This is a genomic window from Govania unica (genome assembly GCF_027920805.1).
GTDB lineage: Bacteria > Pseudomonadota > Alphaproteobacteria > Sphingomonadales > Govanellaceae > Govanella > Govanella unica.
Genome location: NZ_JANWOI010000001.1, coordinates 301,016 through 324,508, shown reverse-complemented (window position 1 = coordinate 324,508; position 23,493 = coordinate 301,016). Strand labels below are relative to the sequence as shown.

Annotated in this window: 24 protein-coding genes; 13 read left to right on the top strand and 11 right to left on the bottom strand. The window is 61.6% G+C overall.

Annotated elements, in window-relative coordinates; all coding sequences use genetic code 11:
• Together NYP16_RS01425 and NYP16_RS01420 are read left to right on the top strand one after the other, a co-directional pair.
• Positions 1 to 927 carry an electron transfer flavoprotein subunit alpha/FixB family protein gene (locus NYP16_RS01425; RefSeq protein WP_274942325.1) on the top strand — a complete coding sequence of 309 codons (927 nt, stop codon included), beginning with the start codon at positions 1 to 3 and terminating at the stop codon, positions 925 to 927.
• Positions 928 to 1,083: 156 nt separating this feature from the next.
• Positions 1,084 to 1,956 (top strand): 3-hydroxybutyryl-CoA dehydrogenase, encoded by an 873-nt coding sequence (locus tag NYP16_RS01420; RefSeq protein WP_274942324.1) that lies wholly within the window; start codon positions 1,084 to 1,086, stop codon positions 1,954 to 1,956.
• Positions 1,957 to 2,237: 281 nt separating this feature from the next.
• Here the strand turns inward: NYP16_RS01420 and NYP16_RS01415 are convergent, their stop codons facing one another.
• Positions 2,238 to 2,417 carry a hypothetical protein gene (locus NYP16_RS01415; protein ID WP_274942323.1) on the bottom strand — a complete coding sequence of 60 codons (180 nt, stop codon included), beginning with the start codon at positions 2,415 to 2,417 and terminating at the stop codon, positions 2,238 to 2,240.
• Between the two features lie 153 nt (positions 2,418 to 2,570).
• Here NYP16_RS01415 and NYP16_RS01410 point away from each other — a divergent pair, with 153 nt between their 5' ends.
• Positions 2,571 to 3,137: a DUF924 family protein gene (locus NYP16_RS01410; RefSeq protein ID WP_274942322.1), complete on the top strand. Its 567-nt coding sequence runs from the start codon at positions 2,571 to 2,573 to the stop codon at positions 3,135 to 3,137.
• A 147-nt stretch (positions 3,138 to 3,284) separates the two neighbouring features.
• On the opposite strand, the gene phaR is transcribed toward NYP16_RS01410, so the two are convergent.
• Complete coding sequence (phaR, locus tag NYP16_RS01405; protein ID WP_274942321.1) at positions 3,285 to 3,905, bottom strand: polyhydroxyalkanoate synthesis repressor PhaR; 621 nt, start codon at positions 3,903 to 3,905, stop codon at positions 3,285 to 3,287.
• Positions 3,906 to 4,070: 165 nt separating this feature from the next.
• Between phaR and NYP16_RS01400 the strand changes: the two genes are divergently transcribed.
• The 5 genes from NYP16_RS01400 (at position 4,071) to NYP16_RS01380 (ending at position 8,534) form a co-directional block, all read left to right on the top strand.
• Positions 4,071 to 4,274: a hypothetical protein gene (locus NYP16_RS01400; protein WP_274942320.1), complete on the top strand. Its 204-nt coding sequence runs from the start codon at positions 4,071 to 4,073 to the stop codon at positions 4,272 to 4,274.
• Positions 4,271 to 5,506: an alpha/beta fold hydrolase gene (locus NYP16_RS01395; RefSeq protein ID WP_274942319.1), complete on the top strand. Its 1,236-nt coding sequence runs from the start codon at positions 4,271 to 4,273 to the stop codon at positions 5,504 to 5,506. Before NYP16_RS01400 ends, NYP16_RS01395 begins: the two co-directional genes overlap by 4 nt.
• Positions 5,507 to 5,695: 189 nt before the next feature.
• Positions 5,696 to 6,868 carry an acetyl-CoA C-acetyltransferase gene (locus NYP16_RS01390; RefSeq protein WP_274942318.1) on the top strand — a complete coding sequence of 391 codons (1,173 nt, stop codon included), beginning with the start codon at positions 5,696 to 5,698 and terminating at the stop codon, positions 6,866 to 6,868.
• A 149-nt stretch (positions 6,869 to 7,017) separates the two neighbouring features.
• The gene (phbB, locus tag NYP16_RS01385; RefSeq protein ID WP_274942317.1) at positions 7,018 to 7,740 is read left to right on the top strand and encodes an acetoacetyl-CoA reductase; all 723 of its coding nucleotides are present in this window, start codon (positions 7,018 to 7,020) and stop codon (positions 7,738 to 7,740) included.
• 29 nt (positions 7,741 to 7,769) lie between these two features.
• Positions 7,770 to 8,534, top strand: a complete 765-nt coding sequence (locus NYP16_RS01380) for a class I SAM-dependent methyltransferase (protein ID WP_274942316.1) — start codon at positions 7,770 to 7,772, stop codon at positions 8,532 to 8,534.
• On the opposite strand, the gene metW is transcribed toward NYP16_RS01380, so the two are convergent.
• Together metW and metX are read right to left on the bottom strand one after the other, a co-directional pair.
• Positions 8,501 to 9,145, bottom strand: a complete 645-nt coding sequence (gene metW / locus NYP16_RS01375; protein ID WP_274942315.1) for a methionine biosynthesis protein MetW — start codon at positions 9,143 to 9,145, stop codon at positions 8,501 to 8,503. The two genes, NYP16_RS01380 and metW, sit on opposite strands and share 34 nt — an antisense overlap.
• A gap of 9 nt (positions 9,146 to 9,154) precedes the next feature.
• Entirely contained in the window at positions 9,155 to 10,321 is a 1,167-nt protein-coding gene (gene metX / locus NYP16_RS01370) for a homoserine O-acetyltransferase MetX (protein ID WP_274942314.1), read from the bottom strand.
• A 209-nt stretch (positions 10,322 to 10,530) separates the two neighbouring features.
• Between metX and NYP16_RS01365 the strand changes: the two genes are divergently transcribed.
• The 3 genes from NYP16_RS01365 to NYP16_RS01355 are packed head-to-tail and all read left to right on the top strand — an operon-like array spanning position 10,531 to position 13,449.
• A complete protein-coding gene (locus tag NYP16_RS01365; protein WP_274942313.1) occupies positions 10,531 to 11,382 on the top strand; it encodes a chorismate mutase in 852 nt (283 codons plus the stop codon).
• A 19-nt stretch (positions 11,383 to 11,401) separates the two neighbouring features.
• A complete protein-coding gene (hisC, locus tag NYP16_RS01360; RefSeq protein WP_274942312.1) occupies positions 11,402 to 12,523 on the top strand; it encodes a histidinol-phosphate transaminase in 1,122 nt (373 codons plus the stop codon).
• Entirely contained in the window at positions 12,520 to 13,449 is a 930-nt protein-coding gene (locus tag NYP16_RS01355) for a prephenate/arogenate dehydrogenase family protein (RefSeq protein ID WP_274942311.1), read from the top strand. Before hisC ends, NYP16_RS01355 begins: the two co-directional genes overlap by 4 nt.
• Before the next feature lie 20 nt (positions 13,450 to 13,469).
• Here NYP16_RS01355 and NYP16_RS01350 read toward each other — a convergent pair whose 3' ends face one another.
• From NYP16_RS01350 to NYP16_RS01325, 6 genes are all read right to left on the bottom strand, one after another.
• Entirely contained in the window at positions 13,470 to 14,564 is a 1,095-nt protein-coding gene (locus NYP16_RS01350) for a DUF2125 domain-containing protein (protein WP_274942310.1), read from the bottom strand.
• Between the two features lie 47 nt (positions 14,565 to 14,611).
• The gene (locus NYP16_RS01345; protein WP_274942309.1) at positions 14,612 to 16,939 is read right to left on the bottom strand and encodes an adenosylcobalamin-dependent ribonucleoside-diphosphate reductase; all 2,328 of its coding nucleotides are present in this window, start codon (positions 16,937 to 16,939) and stop codon (positions 14,612 to 14,614) included.
• 187 nt (positions 16,940 to 17,126) lie between these two features.
• A complete protein-coding gene (locus NYP16_RS01340) occupies positions 17,127 to 17,861 on the bottom strand; it encodes a lysophospholipid acyltransferase family protein (RefSeq protein WP_274942308.1) in 735 nt (244 codons plus the stop codon).
• A gap of 9 nt (positions 17,862 to 17,870) precedes the next feature.
• A complete protein-coding gene (locus NYP16_RS01335; RefSeq protein ID WP_274942307.1) occupies positions 17,871 to 18,512 on the bottom strand; it encodes a YdcF family protein in 642 nt (213 codons plus the stop codon).
• Between the two features lie 12 nt (positions 18,513 to 18,524).
• Positions 18,525 to 19,406, bottom strand: a complete 882-nt coding sequence (locus NYP16_RS01330) for a cell division protein FtsX (RefSeq protein WP_274942306.1) — start codon at positions 19,404 to 19,406, stop codon at positions 18,525 to 18,527.
• Complete coding sequence (locus NYP16_RS01325) at positions 19,396 to 20,073, bottom strand: cell division ATP-binding protein FtsE (RefSeq protein WP_346742446.1); 678 nt, start codon at positions 20,071 to 20,073, stop codon at positions 19,396 to 19,398. The genes NYP16_RS01330 and NYP16_RS01325 overlap by 11 nt, the downstream gene beginning before the upstream one ends.
• Positions 20,074 to 20,288: 215 nt before the next feature.
• On the opposite strand from NYP16_RS01325, the gene NYP16_RS01320 reads away from it, so the two are divergent.
• Together NYP16_RS01320 and NYP16_RS01315 are read left to right on the top strand one after the other, a co-directional pair.
• Entirely contained in the window at positions 20,289 to 21,176 is an 888-nt protein-coding gene (locus NYP16_RS01320; protein ID WP_274942304.1) for an MJ0042-type zinc finger domain-containing protein, read from the top strand.
• Positions 21,176 to 21,547, top strand: coding sequence for a response regulator (locus tag NYP16_RS01315; RefSeq protein WP_274942303.1), 372 nt, complete (start codon positions 21,176 to 21,178; stop codon positions 21,545 to 21,547). The genes NYP16_RS01320 and NYP16_RS01315 overlap by 1 nt, the downstream gene beginning before the upstream one ends.
• A 5-nt stretch (positions 21,548 to 21,552) precedes the next feature.
• Here the strand turns inward: NYP16_RS01315 and NYP16_RS01310 are convergent, their stop codons facing one another.
• Positions 21,553 to 23,466 carry a DUF4175 family protein gene (locus tag NYP16_RS01310; RefSeq protein WP_274942302.1) on the bottom strand — a complete coding sequence of 638 codons (1,914 nt, stop codon included), beginning with the start codon at positions 23,464 to 23,466 and terminating at the stop codon, positions 21,553 to 21,555.
• Positions 23,467 to 23,493: the final 27 nt, after the last annotated feature.

The following is a 23,493-nucleotide window of genomic DNA, read 5'->3' as shown; positions in this document are numbered from 1 at the left end:
ATGGCCGCACTGGTATTTGCTGAACATGACGCCACGTCCATCAAGGACGCGACCCTGAGCGCCGTCACCGCCGCCGCCACCTTTGGCGACGTCGATGTGCTGGTGGCCGGTCAGGGCGTACAGGCCGCCGCTGACGCCGCCGCCAAGATCGTCGGCGTGCGCAAGGTGTTGCTCGCCGATGACGCGGCTTATGCGCATCCGCTCGCGGAAAACCTCGCCAATCTGGTGATCGGCCTCGCCGGATCCTATGACGCGATCATCGCGCCCGCCACCACCACCGGCAAGAATTTCATGCCGCGCGTGGCCGCCGCCCTCGATGTGGCGCAGATCTCCGAAGTGACCGCCGTGATCTCGGCCGACACGTTCGAGCGTCCGATCTATGCCGGGAACGCCATCGCCACCGTGCAGACGTCCGACGCCAAAAAAGTCCTCACCATCCGTCCGACCGTCTTCGCGAAAGCTGCGGCCACGGGTGGGTCCGCCAGTGTTCAAGCTGTCGCTTCGGCCGACAATTCGGGCCTGTCGACCTTCGAAGGTCAAGAACTCTCGAAGTCCGAGCGTCCAGAACTCGCCAGCGCCAAGATCATCGTCTCCGGCGGTCGCGGCATGGGCTCGGGCGAGAATTTCAAGCTCATCGAGGCTGTGGCCGACAAGCTCGGAGCCGCCGTCGGCGCCTCCCGCGCGGCCGTCGATGCTGGTTTCGTGCCGAACGACTATCAGGTCGGCCAGACCGGCAAGATCGTGGCCCCGGACCTCTATGTGGCCGTTGGCATTTCGGGCGCGATCCAGCATCTCGCCGGGATGAAGGACTCGAAAGTCATCGTCGCCATCAACAAGGACGAAGACGCTCCAATCTTCCAGGTGGCCGATTACGGTCTCGTGGCCGATCTGTTCCAGGCTCTTCCCGAGCTGGAAAAAGCATTGTAAGGTCGAAAGACAGGCCGCGCGGGGCAAAACCCGCGCGGCGTGACGTTTTATATCCAAGTTCGTTTTGAACCTAAGACTCTATGCCTGAGACTTTGTGCGGACCGCCCCGGTGGGCAGCAGGCACGGCCAGGCTCCCACGAAAGCGGAATAAGCAAAATGGTTGTAAAAGTTGGTGTGATTGGTGCGGGGCAGATGGGCAATGGCATTGCTCACGTGGCGTCGCTCGCGGGCTATGATGTCGTTCTCAAGGACGTCACCATGGAACGGGCCAGCGCCGGACTTGAAACCATCCGCCACAACATGCAACGTCAGGTGCAGCGCAACAAGATCGCCCAGTCCGTCATGGACAACGCCATTGGCCATATTTCGCTGGCTGATAGCTACGATTCGCTCAACGATGCCGATCTGGTGATCGAGGCGGCGACCGAGAACGAGCATATCAAGCGCGAGATCTTCAAGGAACTCTGTCCGCATCTCAAGCCGACCGCCATTCTCGCTTCCAACACCTCGTCGATTTCCATCACCCGCCTGGCCGCCGTCACTGACCGCCCGGAGCAATTCATCGGCCTGCATTTCATGAATCCGGTGCCGGTGATGCAGCTTGTGGAGCTGATCCGCGGTATCGCCACCAGCGAAGACACCTTCCAGCGCGTGCGCAAATTCACCGACAAGCTCGGCAAGACCACAGCAAACGCTGAAGATTTCCCGGCCTTCATCGTCAACCGCATCCTGCTGCCGATGATCAACGAAGCGATCTATACGCTGTATGAAGGCGTTGGTTCGGTCGAAGCCATCGATACCGCCATGCGGCTTGGCGCCAATCACCCCATGGGCCCGCTGCAGCTCGCCGACTTCATCGGCCTCGACACCTGCCTGTCGATCATGCAGGTACTCTATGAAGGCCTCGCCGACTCGAAATACCGGCCCTGCCCGCTGCTGGTCAAATATGTGGAAGCCGGCTGGCTCGGCAAAAAGACCATGCGCGGCTTTTACGACTATCGCGGTGAAGTCCCCATTCCGACTCGCTGAGTTCAGTCCGCACCCTATCTCCCTACTGTCATTACCGGGCTTGACCCGGTAATCCATCGGGCCGAGGGGCAACTGCTTGAACCATGGATTGCCGGGTCAAGCCCGGTAATGACAGCTTAAGATGCTGACGTGAGGAAATCTCCTCCGACTCGCTAAATTCAGATTGCCCGCCCTATCCTACTGCTGTCATTACCGGGCTTGACCCGGTAATCCACCGGGCCGAGGGGCAGCTGCTTGAACCATGGATTGTCGGTGTCCACGCCCGGCAATGATGTTTAACATTAAGACGCCAGCGTCGGCTGCCCGGCCGTCCGGCCTTCGAGCACGCAAATCTGCTCGTACAAACTCCGCCACTCCTGAGCCAGGCAATAATCCCGCGCGGCCCGGCTGCCGAGGCAACGCATCAAACGCAACGCCGTCTGCTGCAGTTGATCATCTTCAATCATCATGGCCTGGATCATGGAAGGTCTCCTTAAGCCGCCGCATGGGCTCTTTCCATAATCACAGCATGCCGCCCGATCCTGGCATCAGTTGGGCCTGATTGCGGCAATCTCGCGGCAAGGCGTATAATAGTTAAATCTCCTCCTCCCGCTGTCACCTATGGAGAACCCCCTATGACAACCGAAGCTGACGACATTCTGAAGACCTGGTTCCACGACATCGGGCCAAACGGCTGGTTCGCGACTTCGGATGAGACCGACAGCCTGTTGCGCACGCGCTTTCTCAAGGTCTATGAAGCCCAGGCCATAAGCCTTGAACATGCCGAACTCTGGCTGCTGCGGCCGACCTGGGCGCTTGCGCTTGTGCTGCTGCTGGATCAGTTTCCCCGCAACATGTTCCGCGACAAGGCCCGGGCCTATGCCACCGACGGCCTCGCGCTCACCGTTGCGCGGGAGGCTATCGAGCATGGTCACGATCTTGAAACACCGGTCGATCGGCGCATTTTCTTTTATCTGCCGTTCGAGCACAGCGAAAAGCTCGCGGATCAGGAGGAAGCCATTAGCCTCATCCGCGAACGTGCCGATCTTCATGATTATCTGAAATATGCCGAAGCGCACCGCGACATCATTCGCCGCTTCGGCCGCTTCCCGCATCGGAACGCCATCCTCGGCCGCAGCTCCACGGACGAGGAGACGGCCTATCTCTCAAATGGCGGCGAAACTTTCGGGGTGACTGTCTGAACAGTGGAGGCTTACGGCTCGACAGAGTCCGCGCCCACCCCACATGGATACGCGGGTCAAGCCCGCGTATGACAGCTTAAAGTCATCCTGAGCGCAGCGACAGGATCCAGCCTTTCTTAACAGCTCACCGTTCTCGCTGAGAGGGCCCTAGCCCTTTTTGCTCAGACTGTCGATCTGAGCCTGCATGGCGTCCAGTTGGTCGCGCAATGACTTAAGGGCCGTACCGGCGAAGTCTTCAGCGGGTTGTTTCGGCTCGGCCTTGGCCTGGGGCTCCGGCTCCGTGCCAGCCATGGCGTCGGGCTGAACGAAAGGGGTGAACATCCGGCTCGCCCGCTCGAACACCGCCATATTCTGGCGTGCGATTTCCTCGAACGATGAGGCGAAGGCCTTGGCCGGGGCGAAATGCTGCTGAAAATAATCGCGGTATTGATCCTGATTGCGCGAGAACATTTCCATGGTGGCTTCAAGATAGCCCGGCAGAACCGATTGCAACCCATTGCCATAGAAGGAAATCAGCTGACGCAGGAAGTTGATCGGCAACAGCGTCTGACCGCTTTTGCTCTCTTCCTCGAAAATGATCTGGGTCAGAACGGAATGGGTGATGTCCTCACCGGTCTTGGCGTCGCGGACCACAAAATCCCGACCATCCTTGACCATCTGACAAAGATGCTCAAGCGTCACATAGCTTGATGACTCGGTATTATACAAACGCCGGTTGGCATATTTCTTGATGACAACGGGCTCTTTATCAGTGCTTTGGTCAACCACGCAAAAACTCCCTGTCCCCCAGGAATATGACAATCTTTAGTATAGCCCTGTATTTGTTGCTGCGCGCAAGAGATTTGTTGCAGTACAGCAGAAAGCACCGCAAACTTCGGATCAGCTGCCGCAATATGGATCCCCTGCCCCATGGCCGATCAGCAAGACCCACCCGTGAGTCCAGATCAAAATCAACCTTCTCCGGTAAGTTCCACGGAGGAAGTTGCGATCATTGCCGCAGCCTTTCTTGATCTTTGGCAGCGCAACATGGCGGCCTGGGCCACGGACCCGCAAAGCGGCCCGCCGCTCGCCCTGGTTGAGAATCTGGCCCGTCAATGGATCTCGACCAACAAGATCCCAAAGACGGGCACATCATGACATATATCCCCGAGCCGCAGGCCCCTTTCGATCGCCGCCTGGCCCCGCGGCCGCTCGGCTTTCATCTGATGCTGAGCTCGGCGACCTGGATGGGTGGTGCGGCGGCGCTGCCAAGCTTTCTTGTCGGCCTGCCGGTCATTCATAAAAGCCTCACCGCCGAAGCCAACGCATTGCGCAAACAGGCCCTCGGCACCAATGGGTTCCTGCTCGCAAACGCCGTGCTGGCGACGGCGCAACAGCGCGTGTCGGACATGACCCGGGGCCTCACCGCCTATCATCAGCATCCGTGGCGGCGCAAGGCTCCGGTCCGGCGCAGCCTGGCAGATTTTGGCACCAGCCGCCTTTTGGGTTTTGGCGGCCGCAAGCCCGCCCCCGGGGTGCTGGCCATCCCGTCGCTCATCAATCCGTCCTATATTCTCGATCTCGAACCCGACCGCAGTTTCATGGAATATCTTGGAACGCGCGGCCTGCGCCCGGCTCTCCTTGACTGGGGCAGCCCCGGAACCGAGGAATGCGGCTTCACGCTCAGCGACTATATCACCGAGCGGCTCGAACCGGCGCTTGAGGCCATGGTGACGAAAACAGGCGGGCCGGTGCATATTGTCGGCTATTGCATGGGTGGCACGCTGGCGCTCGCGCTCGCGCAAAGACGGCCCGATCTTATTCGTTCGCTGCTGCTGCTGGCCGCCCCGTGGGATTTTCACGCCACCAGCGTCACCCTCATCCGCGCACTGACAACCATGTTGACCGGATCCATCAACAATCTACCGCCGAACATGCCCATTCCGATTGATCTGTTGCAGATCTTTTTCGCCAGCCTCGACCCCACGCTCAATGATCGCAAATTTCGCCGCTTTGCCCATATGGACCCGGCGAGCCCGGCCGCCCAGGCCTTCGTCGCCATCGAGGATTGGGCCAATGATGGCACCCCGCTGCCGCGCGCGGTGGCCGAAGAATGTCTTTATGGCTGGTATGGCAGCAACAGCCCCGCGCTTGGAGCCTGGCAGGTGGCTGGAGAGGTCATTGATGCCGCCCGCGTCACCTGTCCGACGCTGATCGTGGCGCCGCGCGCCGACCGCATCGTGCCCCCCGCCTCGGCGCTGGCCCTCGCCAATCAGATCAAACAGGCCGACGTCCTGCGTGCCGCCCATGGTCATGTGACCATGCTGGCCGCCCCCGACGCCAAAACCCGGCTGTGGCCCGGCCTTGCCGACTGGTTGCTGGCGCACTGACTGCAACCAGATTTGTCCGGACAAATTTCTTGCCCTCCCTCTCGCCACCGGATATATATTGCAGCGCAAAATAATCCCCGGAGCCATCTCGCCCCCGTGACGGATGGTGATATGATACGGCATGTTTGTCCTCTGCAGCGGACAACAGCTATCAACAATCGTCATAACACCACACGGAAAGGCTACCCTATGACCGAAGTCGTAATTGTCAGTGCCGCCCGCACGCCGATCGGCTCATTCAACGGCACGCTTGCCGCCGTTTCGGCCCATGAACTGGGCCGCATCGCCATCGTCGAAGCGTTGAGCCGCGCACAAGTCGCACCCGCCGACGTCTCCGAAGTCATCCTCGGTCAGGTCCTGACCGCGGGCGAAGGTCAGAATCCGGCCCGTCAAGCCGCCATCGCCGCCGGTGTCGCCATCGAAACCCCGGCCTGGATCGTCAATCAGGTCTGCGGCTCCGGCCTCCGCGCCGTGGCCCTTGGCGCCCAGGCCATCAAGAACGGCGACAGCGCCATCGTCATCGCTGGCGGTCAGGAAAGCATGTCGCAATCGGTCCATGTGGCTTACTTGCGGAACGGCATCCGCATGGGCGACGGCAAGCTCGTCGACAGCATGATCAAGGACGGCCTGTGGTGCGCCATGAACAATTACCACATGGGCGTCACCGCCGAAAATGTGGCCAAGCAATATCAGATCACCCGCGCCGATCAGGACAGCTTCGCCGTCGCCTCCCAGAACAAGGCCGAAGCGGCGCAGACGTCCGGCCGCTTCAAGGATGAAATCGTCCCCGTCGTCATCAAGACCCGCAAGGGCGAGGTAACGGTGGCCGATGACGAATATATTCGCCATGGCGCGACGCTCGACAGCGTCTCCGGCCTCAAGCCCGCCTTTGACAAAGAAGGCAGCGTCACTGCGGCGAACGCAAGCGGCATCAATGACGGCGCGGCGGCACTTGTGCTGATGTCCGCTGACGAAGCCAAAAAGCGCGGCCTCACGCCGCTGGCCCGCATTGCCTCCTGGGCACAGGCGGGGGTTGATCCGGCGCTCATGGGCACTGGTCCGATCCCGGCCAGCCGCAAGGCGCTTGAAAAGGCTGGCTGGTCGGTCGATGACCTCGACCTCATTGAAGCGAACGAAGCCTTTGCCGCACAGGCCTGTGCGGTCAACAAGGAAATGGGCTGGAATCTCGACCGCGTCAACGTCAACGGCGGCGCCATCGCGCTTGGCCATCCGATCGGCGCATCGGGCGCACGCGTGCTCGTGACCCTGCTTCATGAAATGCAAAAGCGTGACGCCAAGCGCGGCCTCGCCACGCTCTGCATCGGCGGCGGCATGGGCATCGCGCTCTGCGTCGAACGCTGAGACTGATCTGACTGGCGGTGCCGGGCTCAAACCCGGCACCGCCCCATAACAGGGGCCAGGGACTCAACCCCGGACTGAACCGACGCCAAAAATGGCGCGGATAAAAAAGACGAAACGAACAGGACGTCAACCAGAAAGGACTACGGACCATGACTCGCGTTGCGCTCGTCACGGGGGGGACCCGTGGCATCGGCAAGGCCATTTCTCTTGCCCTTCAGTCTGCAGGTTACAAAGTCGCCGCCAATTATTGCGGCAATGACGACGCCGCTCAGACCTTCACCAAAGACCATGCCATCAAGGCCTATAAATGGGACGTCGCCGACCATGACGCCTGTCAGGCCGGCGTCGCCACCGTGGTCGCCGACCTCGGCCCTATCGATGTGCTGGTCAACAATGCCGGCATCACCCGCGATACCTCCTTGCTGAAAATGACCATCGAGCAATGGAAAGCGGTCATCGACACCAACCTGACCTCCTGCTTCAGCATGTCAAAGGCGGTATTCCCCGCCATGACCGAACGCAAGTTCGGCCGCATCATCAATATCAGCTCCGTCAATGGTCAGTCCGGACAGTTCGGCCAGACCAACTATTGCGCCACCAAGGCCGGCATCCATGGTTTCACCAAGGCATTGGCCCAGGAAGGCGCGCGCTATGGCATCACCGTGAATGCGCTTGCTCCGGGCTACACGGAAACCGACATGGTGGCGGCGGTGCCGCAGGCCGTGCTGGATAAAATCATCGCCAAAATACCGGCTGGACGGCTTGGCCATGCGGATGAAATCGCGCGCGGTGTGCTGTTTCTCGCGTCCGACGACGCCGGTTTCATGACCGGCTCCACCCTTTCTATTAACGGCGGCCAGCATATGTACTAAAACAAATCTCCGTATGGAGGTTTGTCACAATGCATCTTGATGTCGTCCGGCTCCGTGACTTTTATGCTTCGCGTCTCGGAGCCGCGACCGCCCGCCTGGTCGGCGCCCGCATCCGCGAGATGTGGCCGCGTGTGACCGGCTTTGCCGTACTTGGACTTGGCTATGCCACGCCTTATCTCGATCTCTTCATGGATGACCGCCCGGAACGGGTGATCAATATCAGCCCGGCGGCGCAGGGCGTGCATCCCTGGACCCCGGACAGCGCACGCGGCAATCTGAGCGCCCTCGCGCGTGAGACCCTGCTGCCTTTGGCGGATGAAAGCATCGACCGCGTACTTATGGTCCATGTGCTTGAAACCGCCGAGGAAACCCGGGCCATGTTGCGCGAGGTCTGGCGCGTGCTTCGGCCCGGCGGACGTATTCTGACGGTGGTGCCGAACCGCACCGGGCCCTGGACCATTTCCGACCGCACACCCTTCGGCCATGGTCAGCCGTTCAGCCGTGGGCAGCTTGAAACCCTGCTGCGCGATCACATGTTCACGCCCGCCAGCCGCAAATACACCCTGTTTTCGCCCCCACGCGCCGGAATCCGCACCCTAAGGGCCACTGAACAACCCGGTCGCAAGCTATGGCCTGGCCTTGGTGGCGTGCTGCTGATGGAGGCGGAGAAACGTATCTATGCGTCGAACGGACTGATCCCGTCCCGCGCCAAACTGCACCGTCTGCCCGTGGTCACCCGCAAGACCACAAGCCCAGCCGCTCAATCTTCCTTACGGAGAACAAAAAGACCCTGATCAGCGGCCCAGTTCGCAAGCCACAAAGGCTGTGCCCAAGTGATCGGATTGCCACCTTTGCCGATGGCCAGACCTTTTTCAATCACGACGCCCAATTCATCGCACAGGATGACGAAATCGCGCACCGTGCAAAGATGAATATTCGGCGTCGTATGCCAGGGGTTGTCGAGCGTGCCGGTGTTCGGCATGCGCCCCGTCAGCAACAGATTGAAGCGCACCCGCCAATAGCCGAAATTCGGAAATGACACGATGGCCCGCTTGCCGATGCGCAACAGCTCGCTCACCACATCGCGCGGGCGATAGGTCGCCTGCAGCGTCTGGCTCAGGATGACATAATCAAAGGCTTTCGACGGATAGTCCTTGAGGTCGCTATCAGCGTCCCCCTGCACCACCGACAGTCCGCGCGTCACGCAGGCATTGACGCCAGCCTGACTAAGCTCGATCCCGCGCGCATCGGCGCCGCGTTCCCGCGCCAGATAATCCAACAACGCGCCGTCACCGCAACCCACGTCAAGCACCCGGCTGCCGGGCTCGATCATGCGGGCGATCTGCAGCAGATCAACGCGGATATCATGTGGCCGATTGACCCAGACGGCTTCGGTATCGCTCATGATATCCCCTTACAATCCGCGCTGACGTGCTGCGGATTCAAGGAACCCACGCAAAATGGTGAACATTTCCGGCACATCCAGCAGGAAGCTGTCATGACCTTTGTCGACATCAATTTCGACAAAGCTCACCGGTGCCGCCACCGCATTCAAGGCATGGACGATGGCCCGGCTATCGGACGTCGGATAAAGCCAATCGCTCGTGAAGGACATAACACAATAGCGCGCCACACTATGGGCAAAAGCCTTGGCGAGCAGTCCGCCGTGATCGGCCGCAAGGTCGAAATAATCCATGGCCCGGGTGATATATAAATAGCTGTTGGCGTCGAAGCGATCGACAAAGCTCGTGCCCTGATGCCGCAGATAACTTTCAATCTGGAACTCGGCATCGAAGCCATAGGCCAGCGCATCGCGATCCTGCAGGCTGCGCCCAAAGCGGCGCGTCAGGCCCGATTCCGACATATAGGTGATATGCGCCGCCATGCGCGCCACCGCAAGCCCCGCCTGAGGCACCACGCCCTCCTGCAGATAAGCTCCGCCGCGCCAGTTCGGATCGGCCATCACCGCCTGCCGGCCAACCTCATGAAAGGCGATATTCTGGGCCGAATGTTTCGAGGTGGTGGCGATGGGGATGGCGGTAAAAATCCGTTCCGGATAGGTCGCCGCCCATTCAAGCACCTGCATGCCGCCCATGGAGCCGCCGATAACGCAGAACAACGTCTCGATATTGAGATGATCGACCAGCATGGCCTGCGCCCGCACCATGTCGCGGATGGTGATGACGGGAAAAGTCAAACCCCAGGGCTCGCCCGTCGCCGGATTGATGTCGCTTGGCCCCGTGGTGCCGTAACAGCTCCCGAGCACGTTCGAACAGATGATGAAATAGCGCGCAGGATCCAGCGGCTTGCCCGGCCCGATCATCTTGTCCCACCAGCCACCCTTGCCGGTGAAGGGATTGTCCCCGGCGCAGAACTGATCGCCCGTCAAGGCATGGCAGACCAGCACCGCATTGCTGCGCGCGGCATTCAAGGTGCCATAGGTCTGATAGGCCATGGTGAAGGGCCCAAGTTCCGCCCCGCCGTCGAGCCGCAAGGGATGCAGCGCCCCAAGCTCAACCGTAAGCCCCGGGCGTTCGCCGGGCTTCAAATGTTTCGAGGCTGAGAAAGCTGGATCAATCATAGCTGGCCGTTCCATGGGTTCATGGAAATGATTGCTAACAGCCCTGTCCGCAAAGTCAATAAAACGTAATGACGGACATGCCCTCGTCATCACGAGAAATCTTTGCATTTGGGGCAGCGTGCCGATAGTGTGAAGAAACGCGCAAAGGCCCGGAAACATTGATGTTCCCGCCCTTTAATAGTTTCAGTAAAAACCATATCCGGCAGACCATGACAAACGATAAAAGCAGCAGCCCGAGCTTTGACGACCTCCGGCAGAATATTGACGCCATCGACCGCGAGATTCATGCGCTTTTGATGCGCCGGGCCGATGTGGTCATGGCGCTCGGCGCGCTCAAGAAAACCGACGGCGGCGCATCCGCCCCGCTCGCGCTCCGTCCGGGCCGTGAAGCCGTGATCCTGCGCAAGCTTGCGGAAACCCACAAGGGACCGTTCCCGCTGCCTGCCCTTCTGGGCATCTGGCGCAGCATGATCTCGGCCTATCTTCACATGCAGACACCGTTCAACGTTTTGGTCCCACAACAAGACCAGGGCATTTCTTTTGGCGCAGGTAGCCTGTGGGATCTCGCCCGCAGCCATTTCGGCGCAGCGATCCCGATCCACACCGCCGCCAGTCCGCGTGCCATCGTCACGGCGCTGGCCCATGATCCGACCCTGCTCGGTGTCCTGCCACGACCCACGCTTGACGATTGGTGGACCACGCTGCCGCTTGGCCATGCGGACCGGCCGCATATCGTCGCCGCCCTTCCCGCCTGGAGCAGCGACGGCCCCCATGCTTATCTGCTGTCGCGCACGCCGCCTGAGCCCATGGGTGCGGATGTGGCGCTGATCCTGGTGCGCGGCACCGAGATGGACAGCAGTGTCATCCTTCAGGCGGCCCACCGCGCGGGGCTCGACGACGCCAGCATCTCCGCGTATAAAGCCGGCATCGATGGACATGCGTCCCATCTGATCGCGACCCGCCGCCTGGATGCCGTGGCCGGGGCCGAAGGCCCCCTCGCCGCAGCCGTCCGTGGGGAGGCTGGGCTCGCAGGGCTCTTCGCCGAGCCGCTCGCGCTTTAAACGTAATAGGACCTGAGTCATGGCTGGCCTTACGCCGCATCCCTGGATCGAAACCCTTGACGTCTATGAAGGCGGCAAGTCGAAAGCCGATGGCGCCACCAAAGTGGTCAAACTGTCGTCGAACGAGACCCCCTTCGGGCCGAGCCCCAAGGCCATCGCCGCCTATCAGGATGCCGCGACCACGCTCCATCGTTACCCCGACGCCACCGCCGCCGAGTTGCGCGCGGCCATCGGCGCGCTCCATGGCCATGACCCGAAACAGATCGTCTGCGGCCTCGGCTCCGACGAAATTCTGAAACTCGCCGTCCGTGCCTATGCGGGCCCGGGCGACGAAGTGCTGTTCAGCCGCCACAGCTTCGCCATGTATCCGATCGCCGCCATGGGCGTGGGCGCGACCCCGGTCGAAGTGCCGGACCGCGAACTGACCGCTGATGTGGATGCGATCCTTGAGCATGTGAGCGACAGGACCCGGGTCATTTTCGTCGCCAATCCCAACAACCCGACCGGCACCTATCTGCCGAAGTCCGAGGTCGAGCGCCTGATGGCCGGACTGCCGGACAACGTGCTGTTGGTGCTCGATGCGGCTTACGACGAATATGCCGATGCCCCGGATTACATGGCTCCGGATTATCTGGTGCCGTCCTATCCCAATCTTCTGGTGACGCGGACCTTTTCGAAAATCTATGGCATTGCCGCCTTAAGGCTCGGTTGGGGCTATGGCCAGCCGGAGCTGATCTCCATCCTCGACCGCAGCCGGGATCCGTTCAATCTGCCGACCACGACCCAGCAAGCGGGCATCGCCGCCATTCTGGATCAGGATTGGATCGCCATGTCCAAGGCCCATAACCGCCGCTGGCGCGACTGGCTCAACGTCGAACTGACGGCGCTCGGGCTCACGGTGGTGCCCAGTCAGGCCAACTTCATCCTGATCCGCTTCCCCGAAACTGCCGCCCCGGATGGTCAAGGCAGCAACCGCATGGCCGAAGGTGCCAACGCCTTTCTGCTGCGCCACGGTTATATCCTGCGCTGGCTGCCGAAACAGGGCCTGGGCGATTGCCTGCGCCTGACCATCGGCCTTGAAGACGACAATCGCGCCGTGGTCGACTTGATCAAACGCTTCCTCCAAGGGGAGCGGGCATGAGCGACGCCCCTCTGTTCAACACCATCACCCTGATCGGCGTCGGCCTCATCGGCTCGTCGCTCGCGCGGGTTATTCGCGAAAAGGGACTGGCGCGGCGCGTCATCGCCGGTGTACGCCCGGGTGCCGCCGCCGAAACGCTGAAACGCATCGCCATCACCGACGCCGTCATCGAGAACCCGGCCGAGGCGGTGAAAGATGCCGATCTCGTCATTCTCTGCACCCCCGTGGGCAGCTATGGCAAAATCGCCGCCGCCATCGCGCCGAACCTCAAGCCGGGCGCGATCCTCAGCGACGTCGGGTCGGTCAAGGATCTGGTCTTACGCGATGTCGGGCCTCATGTGCCGCCGGGCGTGCATTTCATCCCCGCCCATCCGGTCGCCGGGACCGAGCAATCGGGGCCTGAGGCCGGGTTCGCCGCGCTGTTTGACAACCGCTGGTGCATTCTCACGCCGACGCCCGACACCGACCCCAAGGCGCTCGCCAAACTCCATGCCTTCTGGGAAGCCTGCGGCAGCAAGGTCGAAATCATGGAGGCGAAGCATCACGATCTGGTGCTCGCCATCACCAGCCACGTGCCGCATCTCATTGCCTATAACATCGTCGGCACGGCATCCGATCTTGAGACCGTGACCAATTCCGAAGTGATCAAATACAGCGCCGGGGGTTTCCGCGACTTCACCCGCATCGCCGCCTCGGACCCGACCATGTGGCGTGACGTGTTTCTCGCCAACAAGGACGCGGTGCTTGAAATGCTTGGTCGCTTCACCGAGGACCTGATCGCCCTTCAGCGCAATATCAGGTGGGGCGACGGCGACGCGCTGTTCGACCTCTTCACCCGCACCCGCGCCATCCGCCACCAGATCATCGACGCCGGTCAGGAAACCAACCGCCCCGACTTCGGCCGCGGTCCCGGCGAAGGGAAGTAAGGCCCGGGGGATAACAACCCTCAGGGCCTGACCACTGGTTCCAAAGCAGCAATCGGCAGCGGCCCCAGCATGAGCTGGCCGGCCTGCATGGTCAGCGGCAGGCGCAGGCGGCCGTCATTGTCGGTATCGGCGGCGATGATCTGATCCAGCATCTTTTTGACCGTCGCCGCGTCCTGATGCTCGATGCCGCCGCTTTTGAGCAGATGATCGAGGAGTGGCTCATAGCCCTTCACCAGCGCGGCAAAAGCGCCAAGCGGCCGGAACTGCTGGTCGAGCGTCACGCTGCCGCTCAGTTTGGTATCAAGCTTGCCCCATTTGAAGCTGCCGGAAGTCAATTCCAGCGTCCCGCCCTGATCGCGCCAGGCGGCGATGGTTTTGAGCGTGGCCCCGGGCACGATACCCAAGCCGCGCATCTCGAACACCAGCGACATATCCTTGATATCGGGGCCGTAAGGACTGTCGGCGAACTCCGGATAATGGATATCCTTGCTCATGAAGGCGATCTGCCAGGCGAGCGGCTCCTGAATGCCGGTTTCGTCGGCCTCACCCTTTTCACGCACGGCTTCCGCCGCCGCGCGCCAATGGAACTGCATATCCTTGAACTGCACGCCCTTGGCAATCGGCACCACCTGTGCGCCGGGCGCGGCGTCAGCCACCGTCGCCGCAAGACCTTCCATGGTCAGGGAATCCGCAACCACCGAGACCCGCGCCGGGTCTCCCTTGTCATCGGACACGAGGCTGGCCCGCATCTCTTCGGCAATCAAGCGCTGACCTTCCGCCCCGGGCGTACCCATATCGAGGGTTAGACGGTCGGCGAACAGGATTTTATGTTCGGATTTCCAGGTCGCCGATACCACGGCGAAATGCGGGGCCGACAGCGTCCAGGCGACATCGCCGTTATGGCCCTTGACCACCGCGTCCTTGACCTGAACCTCGATACGGTAGGGGTAGCCGCCCACCTCAAGCGCGCGGTAGCTGATATCATGACCCGCCGCCTGCTGATCCTTGATCCAGGCGGCGATGTCGCTCCGCGCCTGATTGGCGGTCACATACCAATAGATGCTGTAACCGACCAGAAGCGCCGCGAGAAGCCCGATGATGATGCGAAACCGCATGACATGTCCTTAACCTGCAATCGAATGAGGCCGGTTATACCCTGAACTCAGCTGCATTTGGAATAGCCGCAACTCATACAGCTGTCGCAACCCTCAAGCCGCACCAGCGACGGCGCATGACATTTCGGGCAGGAGCGCAGGCCGAGACCCGTAGTGCTACCGGCAGCCGCCGCGACTTTCTCCCGCGCCTGCTCCGCAAGTGCCTCATCCGGCCCGGCCATGAAGCCGATAGCCACCAGATGCTGTTCGATCACCTCCCCGATGGCCGCGAGCAGGGACGGGATATAGCGTCCGCCGACCCAATGGCCGCCGCGCGGGTCAAACACCGCCTTCAGTTCATCGACCACAAAGGACACGTCACCGCCGCGCCGGAACACCGCCGAGATCATCCGCGTCAGCGCCAGCGTCCAAGCGTAATGCTCCATATTCTTCGAATTGATAAACAGTTCGAACGGCCGCCGCCGCCCGTCCTGGACGATATCATTGACGGTAAGGTACATCGCATGATCCGACTCGGGCCAGCGCAGTTTATAGGTCTGGCCGGGCAGCACCTCGGGCCGGTCGAGCGGCTGGGTCATATAGACGATACCCCCCGCCTCATAAATGTCGCGCGGCCGCGTGCCCGGTTCCTCAAGCGGCAGCTGAGGCTGAGCCTCAGGCGCTTTCACTTCCAGCACCGCGCCCGTGACATCGTTCGGGCGATAGGTGGTGCAACCCTTGCAGCCTGCGTCATAGGCATCGAGATAAACCGACTTGAATTCGTCAAACCCGATATCGGCCGGGCAATTGATAGTTTTCGAGATGGAGCTGTCGATGAACTCCTGCACCGCCGCCTGCATGCGCACATGGTCGCTTGGGGTCAGCGTCATGGCCGACACAAAACTGTCCGGCAGCGCCGCCGTCTCTCCGAACATGCGACGATAGAGGCGATAGGCATAATCGCTCACCTCTTCCTCGGCCCGGGTGCCGTCGGGCATCAGGACCTTCCGCACATAAGAAAAACTGAACACGGGCTCCACCCCCGACGACACATTGTCGGCAAAAAGCGAAATGGTCCCGGTCGGCGCGATGGAGGTCAGAAGCGCGTTCCGAATACCCTTCTCGGCAATGGCCGCGCGCACATCCTCGTCAAGTTCGCGCACCGATTCTCCGGCGAGATACTGATCGCGGTCGAACAAGGGGAACGCGCCTTTTTCAGCCGCGAGATCGGTCGAGGCCAGATAGGATTCACGGCGGATGAGCCCCATCCAGTCCCGGGTCATCTCGACCGCGGCCGGGCTGCCATAGCGCAGCCCGCACATGATAAGCGCGTCGGCAAGGCCGGTGACGCCAAGCCCGATGCGGCGTTTCCCTTCCGCCTCCGCCCGCTGTTCGGGCAGGGGAAAACGCGAGCTGTCGACCACATTGTCCATCATCCGCACCGCCACCCGCACGAGATCGCCGAGCGCGGCACGGTCCACGTGGGCCGTGTCACTGAACGGCTCCCGCACCAGCCGGGCCAGATTGATCGACCCGAGCAGACAGGCCCCATAGGGTGGCAAGGGTTGTTCGCCGCAGGGATTGGTAGCGCTGATCTGTTCGCAGTACCAAAGATTGTTGCGGCGGTTGATGCGGTCGATAAAAATCACCCCCGGCTCGGCATAGCTGTAGGTCGCGCGCATGATGCGATCCCACAATGCCCGGGCGCGCAGCGTTTTATAAACCCGACCTTCAAACACCAGATCCCACGGATCGTCGGCCTTGAGCGCGGCCATGAAGGCGTCGCTGATCAGCACCGACAGATTGAACATCCGCAGACGCCCCTTGTCTTGCTTCGCTTCGATAAAGGCTTCGATATCCGGATGATCGCAGCGCAGGGTGGCCATCATGGCCCCCCGCCTATAGCCCGCGCTCATGATGGTGCGGCACATGGCGTCCCACACATCCATGAAGGAAAGCGGCCCCGAGGCATCGGCCCCAACCCCCTTCACCAGCGCGCCCTTCGGCCGGATGGTCGAGAAATCATAGCCGATACCACCACCCTGCTGCATGGTGATGGCGGCCTCGCGGAGATGTTCGAAAATACCGCTCAGGCTGTCCGGAACCGTGCCCATGACAAAGCAATTGAACAGCGTCACCTCACGCCCCGTCCCGGCCCCGGCGAGAATGCGCCCGGCGGGCAGAAATTGGAAATCGTCGAGCGCGTCATAAAACCGCTGCTCCCACGCCGCCCGCGTATCTTCCGCCTCCCCCGAGGCCAAAGCCCGGGCCACACGCCGCCAGCTGTCCTCCACCGTTTTGTCTTCGGGCAGATCGGAGCCATGGGCCCCGGGCGCAGGCTTGAAACGGTATTTCATATCCCAGATCTGTTGGGAAATGGCGGCGATGCTGGTCATGACCGGATGTCTCCTTGAGACCCCGATTGTAGGGGGCAAAAGCGCTGCGGGTCAACCAAATGTTCACGTTATGTTTTCAGAAATCGCCCCCCAGGGGATTGTGGATAACCACAGCCACAAAACCCTGTCAGCTGAGGGCTTTGCAGGTTATCCCCGTTATCCACAAGGGGCTGTGGATAACACCCTGTTAGCGATCCACGCCCTCGGCCAAAAGCCGCAGGCTAGCGTCTTCGATGCGCGATTCGAGGGTGGTGAGGAAGCTTGCCTTGTCACTGCCAGGCAGGATGGGCTCAAGATACTCCAGGCGAATCATGGCATCGGTGCGGATCACCCCGCCCTTCGGCCAGACCATTCCCGAATTGAGCGCCACCGGCACCACCGGCACCCCGAGATGCTTGTAAAGCCCGGCGACGCCCGGGTTATAGGGCATCTTGCTGCCGGGTTTGACCCGCGTGCCTTCGGGGAAAATGACGATGGAGCGGCCTTCGCCGATGCGTTCCGCCGCGCCGCGCAGCATGGCTTTCAAAGCCGCCGCCCCGCCTTGACGATCGATCGGCACCATGCCGGTCTTGAGACAGATCCAGCCATAGATCGGAATGCGCAGCAGTTCCTTCTTGAAGATGAAGGTCGGCGCTTTGAAATGCAGCAGGAAAATAAACGTGTCCCAGGCCGACTGATGTTTGGAGGCGATCAGCACCGCCCCCTCGGGCACGCGATCAAGCCCGCGCACCTCGAAGCGAATGCCGCACAGCACCCGCAGCAGAAAAATCGTGCCGCGGCCCCAGCTGGTCTGAATGAAAATGGCATAACCGCGCGGCAGGAACAGGGCCGGCCAGCCGATGATTCCTCCGATGATCAGCGTCCACAGATAAAGGCTGATGGTGAACAGAAAAATACGGATGCGATCCATGGCGCTTGTCATCGTCTGGCCTCATGTAAAATCGGCTGTGGGGCGCAGCACACCTGCGCCAGTCCCGGCGCGGGAGCGCAACAGCGCGGCCCAGTATTTGGTATATTCAAGCGCAAGCCGTCCGGCCGACGGCCAGCGCACCTCGGGCCCGACGGTATCCGGCGACACCGGATGAGCGATCAGTTGAATCCCCGGCATGGCGCGATGGAATTCCGCCAGACTGCGCGGCATATGATCGAAGGTGGTGACGATGCGCAGGCTGCGATAACCATGCGCGGCCACCCAGATCGCCGCCTCGTCCGCATTGCCTTTGGTGTTGGCGGCACCGCGACCAAGATCGATGCAGCAGTCAAAGATATCTTTCGGAATGGCATTGGCGCGACGTAGCGTCTCGTCATCAAGCTCGCCATAAATGCCGGTGATCAATAACCGCTCCCCAAGCCCTTCGGACAGCAGGCTAACCGCTAGATTGATGCGATAAGGCCCGCCGGTCAGAACCACGATGCCGTCCGTCTGCGCCTGAGGGGCCTCGGGCGTGGTCTGCAGGCCGCCGACGAACCAGACGAACCCGCCAAGCCACAGCAACACAGCCACCAACACCAGCGCGAACAACAGTTTCACGCTGGCAAAAACAACATCACGCTTGCGGATACGCCTAGCCATCCGACCCGGCCATCACACAAGCTGACGGAGGGCGCGCACCACCGTCAGGCGTGCCGTCACCATGGCAAGGATCGCGGCCAGAACCGGCAGCCCAAGGAGGGCCAGAAAACTTGGCGACGCATAGCTGATGGAGCCAAAAATCCCGCCACCGAGACGGCTCAGCATATGATGCACGGACAAGAGCGCGAGCCCTGCGGCAACCACCCCGATCACCCCGCCTTTGAAGCCGAGATAAAGAAAGCGACGCTGGAACTCCCCGGCCACCAGACTATCCTCGGCACCCAGCAGATGCAGGGTTTCAATACTGTCACGATGGCTCGCGAGCCCGGCCCGGGTGCCAAAAATCACAATGGCCACGGTCGCCAGCATCACCAACAGCACAATGCCAAAGCCAGAGACTTCAAGCATCCAGGCCAGATGATACAGATTGCCGAGCCATTGTTCATGATCGTCAAAGCGCGCATCCGGGGCAATGGTCCGCAACCGGTTCGCCACCACATCGAGCGGCAGATTGACGCCTTCGCGCACCACCACATCGATCAGCGCCGGAACCGGCAGATCAGCAGCCACATTGCCCTTACCAAGCCAGGGTTCAAGCAACCCGGCGATATCCTGATCGCTCAGCCGGTGGGCGCTTTCGACCCCCGGCGTCTCCCGCAGCGCCGTCACCGCCGCAGTCGCTTGCCGGTCGCGCGCCTCAAGGTCGCCGGTGACGATTTCCACCGTCAGGCGACGTGACATGTCTCCGGCCCAACTGGCCACCGCGCCATGCATGCCAAGGGCGCCCGCCAGGGCAAGGCCCGACAGAAATACCATGACGGCAATCACCCAGGGCAACAGCTCACGGCTGCCGGCGCCGGATCCGTCGGGCAGGAACTGAACTCTACGCGCCATGACGGCTGCTCCCTGTTCCGGCTCCGGCGGGCGCGGCGATGGTCGTCAGCTCGCCACGGTCGAGCCTGAGCTGGGGCGCGCCGATACGTTCGACCCAGGCCATGTCATGGGTGGCGATCACGGTCGTCGTCCCGAGTTTATTGAGTTCCAGAAACAGATGCATGAGCCGCTCGGCCATGGCCGGATCGACGTTGCCGGTGGGCTCATCCGCAAGCAGCAGATCGGGCTGGCCGATCACCGCCCGGGCGATGGCGAGACGCTGTTTTTCCCCGCCCGACAGGGTCGGCGGTCGCGCCGCCATGCGATCGGCGAGCCCGACCCAGGACAACAGCTCCTCGGCCTGGGCACGAATGATGCGATCCTCGCCACCGGCGATTTTCAACGGCAGCATGACATTTTCAATGGCCGACAAATGATCGAGCAAGCGGAAATCCTGCAACACCACGCCAATGCGCCGCCGCAAGGACGGCAGCTCGTCACGGTCAAGCGACACCACGTCGCGCCCGAACATGGTAACAAGTCCGCGCGACGGCCGATGGGCGAGAAACAACAGCCGCATCAGCGACGATTTCCCGGCCCCGCTCGGCCCGGTCAGAAAATGGATGGAGCCCGGCTTGAGTTCAAAGGAAATATTGCGCAGGACTTCGGACCCAAGGCCATAGCGCATGCCGACATTTTCGAACCTGACTACTTTTCCTTGCGTTTCCAAGGTCTAATCTTACCTATCTGAACTGAGAGTTTCGCGCCCAAGATGGCATAAGCCACGGCGCGACGTAAAGCAGCCATTCACACTGGGAATCGCCAGATTTGTTGCAAGACTCCGAGCAAGGCCCTATAAGTAAGCAATATTCGACGAAAATGGGCGCAAGACCAGGACGTTAGATGATACTGACCTGCCCGAACTGCGCAACGCGCTTTGCCCTCGATCCGGCGCGCCTTGGCGTGCAGGGCCGCACGGTACGCTGTGCCCGCTGTCTCAACACCTGGTTCGCTGAGGCCCCGGACGATCTGAGCCCCCTAGGCGTGGCTGAAAAAGCGGGCGCCCGTGACAATCCGTTGATCGACGATCCCTTTGATAATCTGCTTAAAAAACACTCGGCGCCGCAACCCGACTCCGACAGCGGCTCGTCCTTCACCCCCCGGTTCGGCGACCGCCTGATCCGGCCGGAGCAGAGCGAGGCCGCCGACCGCGAAACCCGCAATCTGCCCGCCCTCCTCACCACAGGTCGTCTTGGCACGCTGCTTGGCTGGAGCAGTCTCGCGTTGTTTGTCGCGCTCATCATCGGCATTGTGCTGCTGTTTGCCCGCGACATCACCAGCACCTGGCCCGCTGCACATAAACTTTATGATACCTTCGGTCTCAATGCCGAACGCTCGCTCCTGGCCCATGGCCCGGCGGCGGCGGTGGAGACTCTGCCGCTTGAAAAACGGCTCAAGCTGCTCGATCTCGCGCCCAGCCAACGCTTCATCAATGGCACGCTCACGCTGGTGATCAGCGGCAAAATCCAGAACATCAGTCCGCGCGACGAAACCCTGCCGCCGATCGAAGTTGTGTTGCTCGACGGTCAAAAGCTCGATCTCAAGACCTGGGTGTTCGAGCCGCCGCAAAAAACCCTGAAATCCGGCGGCATCGTGCCGTTCGAGACCCGACTGGAAAACCCGCCACCGGCAGCGCAGGATATCCGTGTCACCTTCTCGACCCCGGCCTCAGTCGCAAAACCCGCTGCCGTGAAATCTCCAGCTATAGAATCCGGAGCCAAGACCCCCTGATGGCCCGCATCCTGATTGCCGAAGACGAAGAACCCGTGCGCATTTTTGTGAGCCGCGCGCTTGAACATTTCGGCCATAGCGTGCGCGCCGTCGCCGATGGCGGCGCGGCCCTGCAGGCCCTCCATGACGAATCTTTTGATCTGTTGCTGACTGATATCGTCATGCCAGTCATGGACGGCATCGCCCTCGCGCTTAAAGCATCCAGCGAATGGCCGGGCATGCCGGTTGTGCTCATGACCGGCTATGCGGCGGAAAAGCAACGCGCCCATAATCTTGAGGAACTGGTCCACGACGTGGTCTCGAAACCGTTCTCGCTCGACGAGATCGGCCAGATCATCCAAGCCGCGCTCGATGCCCGGGACGCGGATTAGGACTTTCAGTCCCGCCCCTTCACAATGTCCAGACCCGGCGGCAGCGGGCGGCCAAGCGGGTCGTGATATTTCCCCTCGGCATCGGGGGCGAGCGGCGATGGGAAGGCATCAAGCGATGCCATAGCCGCCTTCAGGGACTGCGCCACCTGAGTTTGCGTGTCAGCTATGGCTTCCGGCGTGCCGTTCGTGAACGCTGTGATCGCCCGATCCATGTCCCCCTGCAACTTATGGAACAGATTGGTATCCGGCATCCCGGCCCGGGCAAGCTGCGTAATCAGATCGCCTAGCGCATTTCTGAGCGCCGTCTGATCGGCCGCAAGCACCATCGGTTGGGCGCTATTATCACGGCTGCGCGCTGCCACATGTTCCTGCTGGCGTTCAACTTCATCGATCACCCGGCGTGCATAGCTCGCCACCACGAAATACCGATAGGCATTGGCCGACAGCAAGGCCGGTTGCTCCTCAAGTCCCGCCCGCAGGCTGACGAGCTGACCGGCCAGCGCGTCATAGTCACCCGCCATCGTCAGATCGTTCAAGCGCAGGAACAGCCGCCGCAACGCCTCCCAATCGATGGCGTCGGCGTCCTTGCCCATTTTACCAGCCCCGGTCACCCGGGCGCGGCCATAACTGCTGAACGCTTCGGCGAGACTGCCGAGCGCGCCCTGCACCTGCTCAGGGTCGGCCTGCCGCCGCACCAGCGTCAGACAAGCGTCGAGCGCGTCGATCAGGTCGTTTTCCGTCATGCTGCGCCCGCCATCCTCGGCCCTGAGCGCAAGATCCCACATGAGGTTCGCCACTTCCTCGCGGTCTTCCTCGCTGTAGCTTGATTTGAGACGAAGATAAGCCGACCGCAGCCCGAGATGCACCGTGGCGTCCGAGGTCACAAGCGGCTGTTCACTCAACAGGCGCAAACGCCGCACCGCCTGAGCCACATCATCGTCCTCGCCGGTCAACAATCCGGCGCGGATGGCGACCAGTGACAGCGACAACGGATTGTGGAACTGCCGCTTTGGCAGCGTCATGGTCACCGGCGGCGTCACCGCCTCCTGCGACAAGCCATCAAGCGCCACCAGTTGCAGGATCACCTCCTGCCCCGCAAGCGAATCCGCCGTCAGGTCACGGTAGATGGTTTCCTTGATCACAGGCGTGCCCCAGGCCGGCAACTCGACCAGATGATCGACGCCCGAGCCATCGGCGCGCTTCAGTTTGAGCGCCAGGAATTCGATGCCATGATCATCCTCCGCATCGATGCTGAGCCGCAGGCTGTGCCGTGCCGTCACCCCGGGCGGCGCTGTAAAGCGCAGGGTCGGCGCCTTGTCCGGCACCACATCGACCTGCCAGCGCACCAGGGTTTTCCCGGCATAGGTCAGACGCACCTTGCCGTCGGCCTTCAATTCACCTTCGATGGCATAGCCGCCATTGGCTTCGGGCCGCAACACCACCGTATTTTTGCCCCAGGCCAGCAAAGGCGGCCAGCGCGTCTCCTGCACCTCGACCCGCAACACCGATCCGGCCGGAACCTTCAAAGGCGCCGCAGACCGACTGTTCGAGATCGGCAAGCGCAGCGGTTCAAGATGCGTATAGGCAGGCGGTGTAATGACAGCCGTGATCTGCATCTGCGGCGGCGGGAACAGCTGGCCCGGCTGGAAAGCCATCACCAAGCGCCGTTCCCAGTCGGTCCCGGCCAGAAACAGGGCGATGATCAAAACCGGCAGCAGCAAAAGATAGCGGCCCCAATGCACATGATCCGATTCCCGGTTGCGTCGCCAGGCCTCAATCGCCGCAATCACCCCGCCGACCACCACCACCACTAGGCAGATGAACAGCAGAAGATGCACAAGCGGCGGCACCTGGCTCCAGAGATCGAGCAGCGACAGGGCGATATAACCCAGAACCACCCCCACAACCGGCAACAGCACGGCAAGCGCCGCCCGAGGCCCGGTGCG

What these genes read in the sequence shown, in the direction of transcription:
- NYP16_RS01425 (WP_274942325.1), top strand. Translation starts at nt 1, where the DNA reads ATGGCCGCACTGGTATTTGCTGAACATGACGCCACGTCCATCAAGGAC.
- NYP16_RS01420 (WP_274942324.1), top strand. Translation starts at nt 1,084, where the DNA reads ATGGTTGTAAAAGTTGGTGTGATTGGTGCGGGGCAGATGGGCAATGGC.
- NYP16_RS01415 (WP_274942323.1), bottom strand. Translation starts at nt 2,417, where the DNA reads ATGATCCAGGCCATGATGATTGAAGATGATCAACTGCAGCAGACGGCG.
- NYP16_RS01410 (WP_274942322.1), top strand. Translation starts at nt 2,571, where the DNA reads ATGACAACCGAAGCTGACGACATTCTGAAGACCTGGTTCCACGACATC.
- NYP16_RS01395 (WP_274942319.1), top strand. Translation starts at nt 4,271, where the DNA reads ATGACATATATCCCCGAGCCGCAGGCCCCTTTCGATCGCCGCCTGGCC.
- NYP16_RS01390 (WP_274942318.1), top strand. Translation starts at nt 5,696, where the DNA reads ATGACCGAAGTCGTAATTGTCAGTGCCGCCCGCACGCCGATCGGCTCA.
- phbB (WP_274942317.1), top strand. Translation starts at nt 7,018, where the DNA reads ATGACTCGCGTTGCGCTCGTCACGGGGGGGACCCGTGGCATCGGCAAG.
- NYP16_RS01380 (WP_274942316.1), top strand. Translation starts at nt 7,770, where the DNA reads ATGCATCTTGATGTCGTCCGGCTCCGTGACTTTTATGCTTCGCGTCTC.
- metW (WP_274942315.1), bottom strand. Translation starts at nt 9,145, where the DNA reads ATGAGCGATACCGAAGCCGTCTGGGTCAATCGGCCACATGATATCCGC.
- metX (WP_274942314.1), bottom strand. Translation starts at nt 10,321, where the DNA reads ATGATTGATCCAGCTTTCTCAGCCTCGAAACATTTGAAGCCCGGCGAA.
- NYP16_RS01365 (WP_274942313.1), top strand. Translation starts at nt 10,531, where the DNA reads ATGACAAACGATAAAAGCAGCAGCCCGAGCTTTGACGACCTCCGGCAG.
- hisC (WP_274942312.1), top strand. Translation starts at nt 11,402, where the DNA reads ATGGCTGGCCTTACGCCGCATCCCTGGATCGAAACCCTTGACGTCTAT.
- NYP16_RS01355 (WP_274942311.1), top strand. Translation starts at nt 12,520, where the DNA reads ATGAGCGACGCCCCTCTGTTCAACACCATCACCCTGATCGGCGTCGGC.
- NYP16_RS01350 (WP_274942310.1), bottom strand. Translation starts at nt 14,564, where the DNA reads ATGCGGTTTCGCATCATCATCGGGCTTCTCGCGGCGCTTCTGGTCGGT.
- NYP16_RS01345 (WP_274942309.1), bottom strand. Translation starts at nt 16,939, where the DNA reads ATGACCAGCATCGCCGCCATTTCCCAACAGATCTGGGATATGAAATAC.
- NYP16_RS01340 (WP_274942308.1), bottom strand. Translation starts at nt 17,861, where the DNA reads ATGACAAGCGCCATGGATCGCATCCGTATTTTTCTGTTCACCATCAGC.
- NYP16_RS01335 (WP_274942307.1), bottom strand. Translation starts at nt 18,512, where the DNA reads ATGGCTAGGCGTATCCGCAAGCGTGATGTTGTTTTTGCCAGCGTGAAA.
- NYP16_RS01330 (WP_274942306.1), bottom strand. Translation starts at nt 19,406, where the DNA reads ATGGCGCGTAGAGTTCAGTTCCTGCCCGACGGATCCGGCGCCGGCAGC.
- NYP16_RS01325 (WP_346742446.1), bottom strand. Translation starts at nt 20,073, where the DNA reads ATGCGCTATGGCCTTGGGTCCGAAGTCCTGCGCAATATTTCCTTTGAA.
- NYP16_RS01320 (WP_274942304.1), top strand. Translation starts at nt 20,289, where the DNA reads ATGATACTGACCTGCCCGAACTGCGCAACGCGCTTTGCCCTCGATCCG.
- NYP16_RS01315 (WP_274942303.1), top strand. Translation starts at nt 21,176, where the DNA reads ATGGCCCGCATCCTGATTGCCGAAGACGAAGAACCCGTGCGCATTTTT.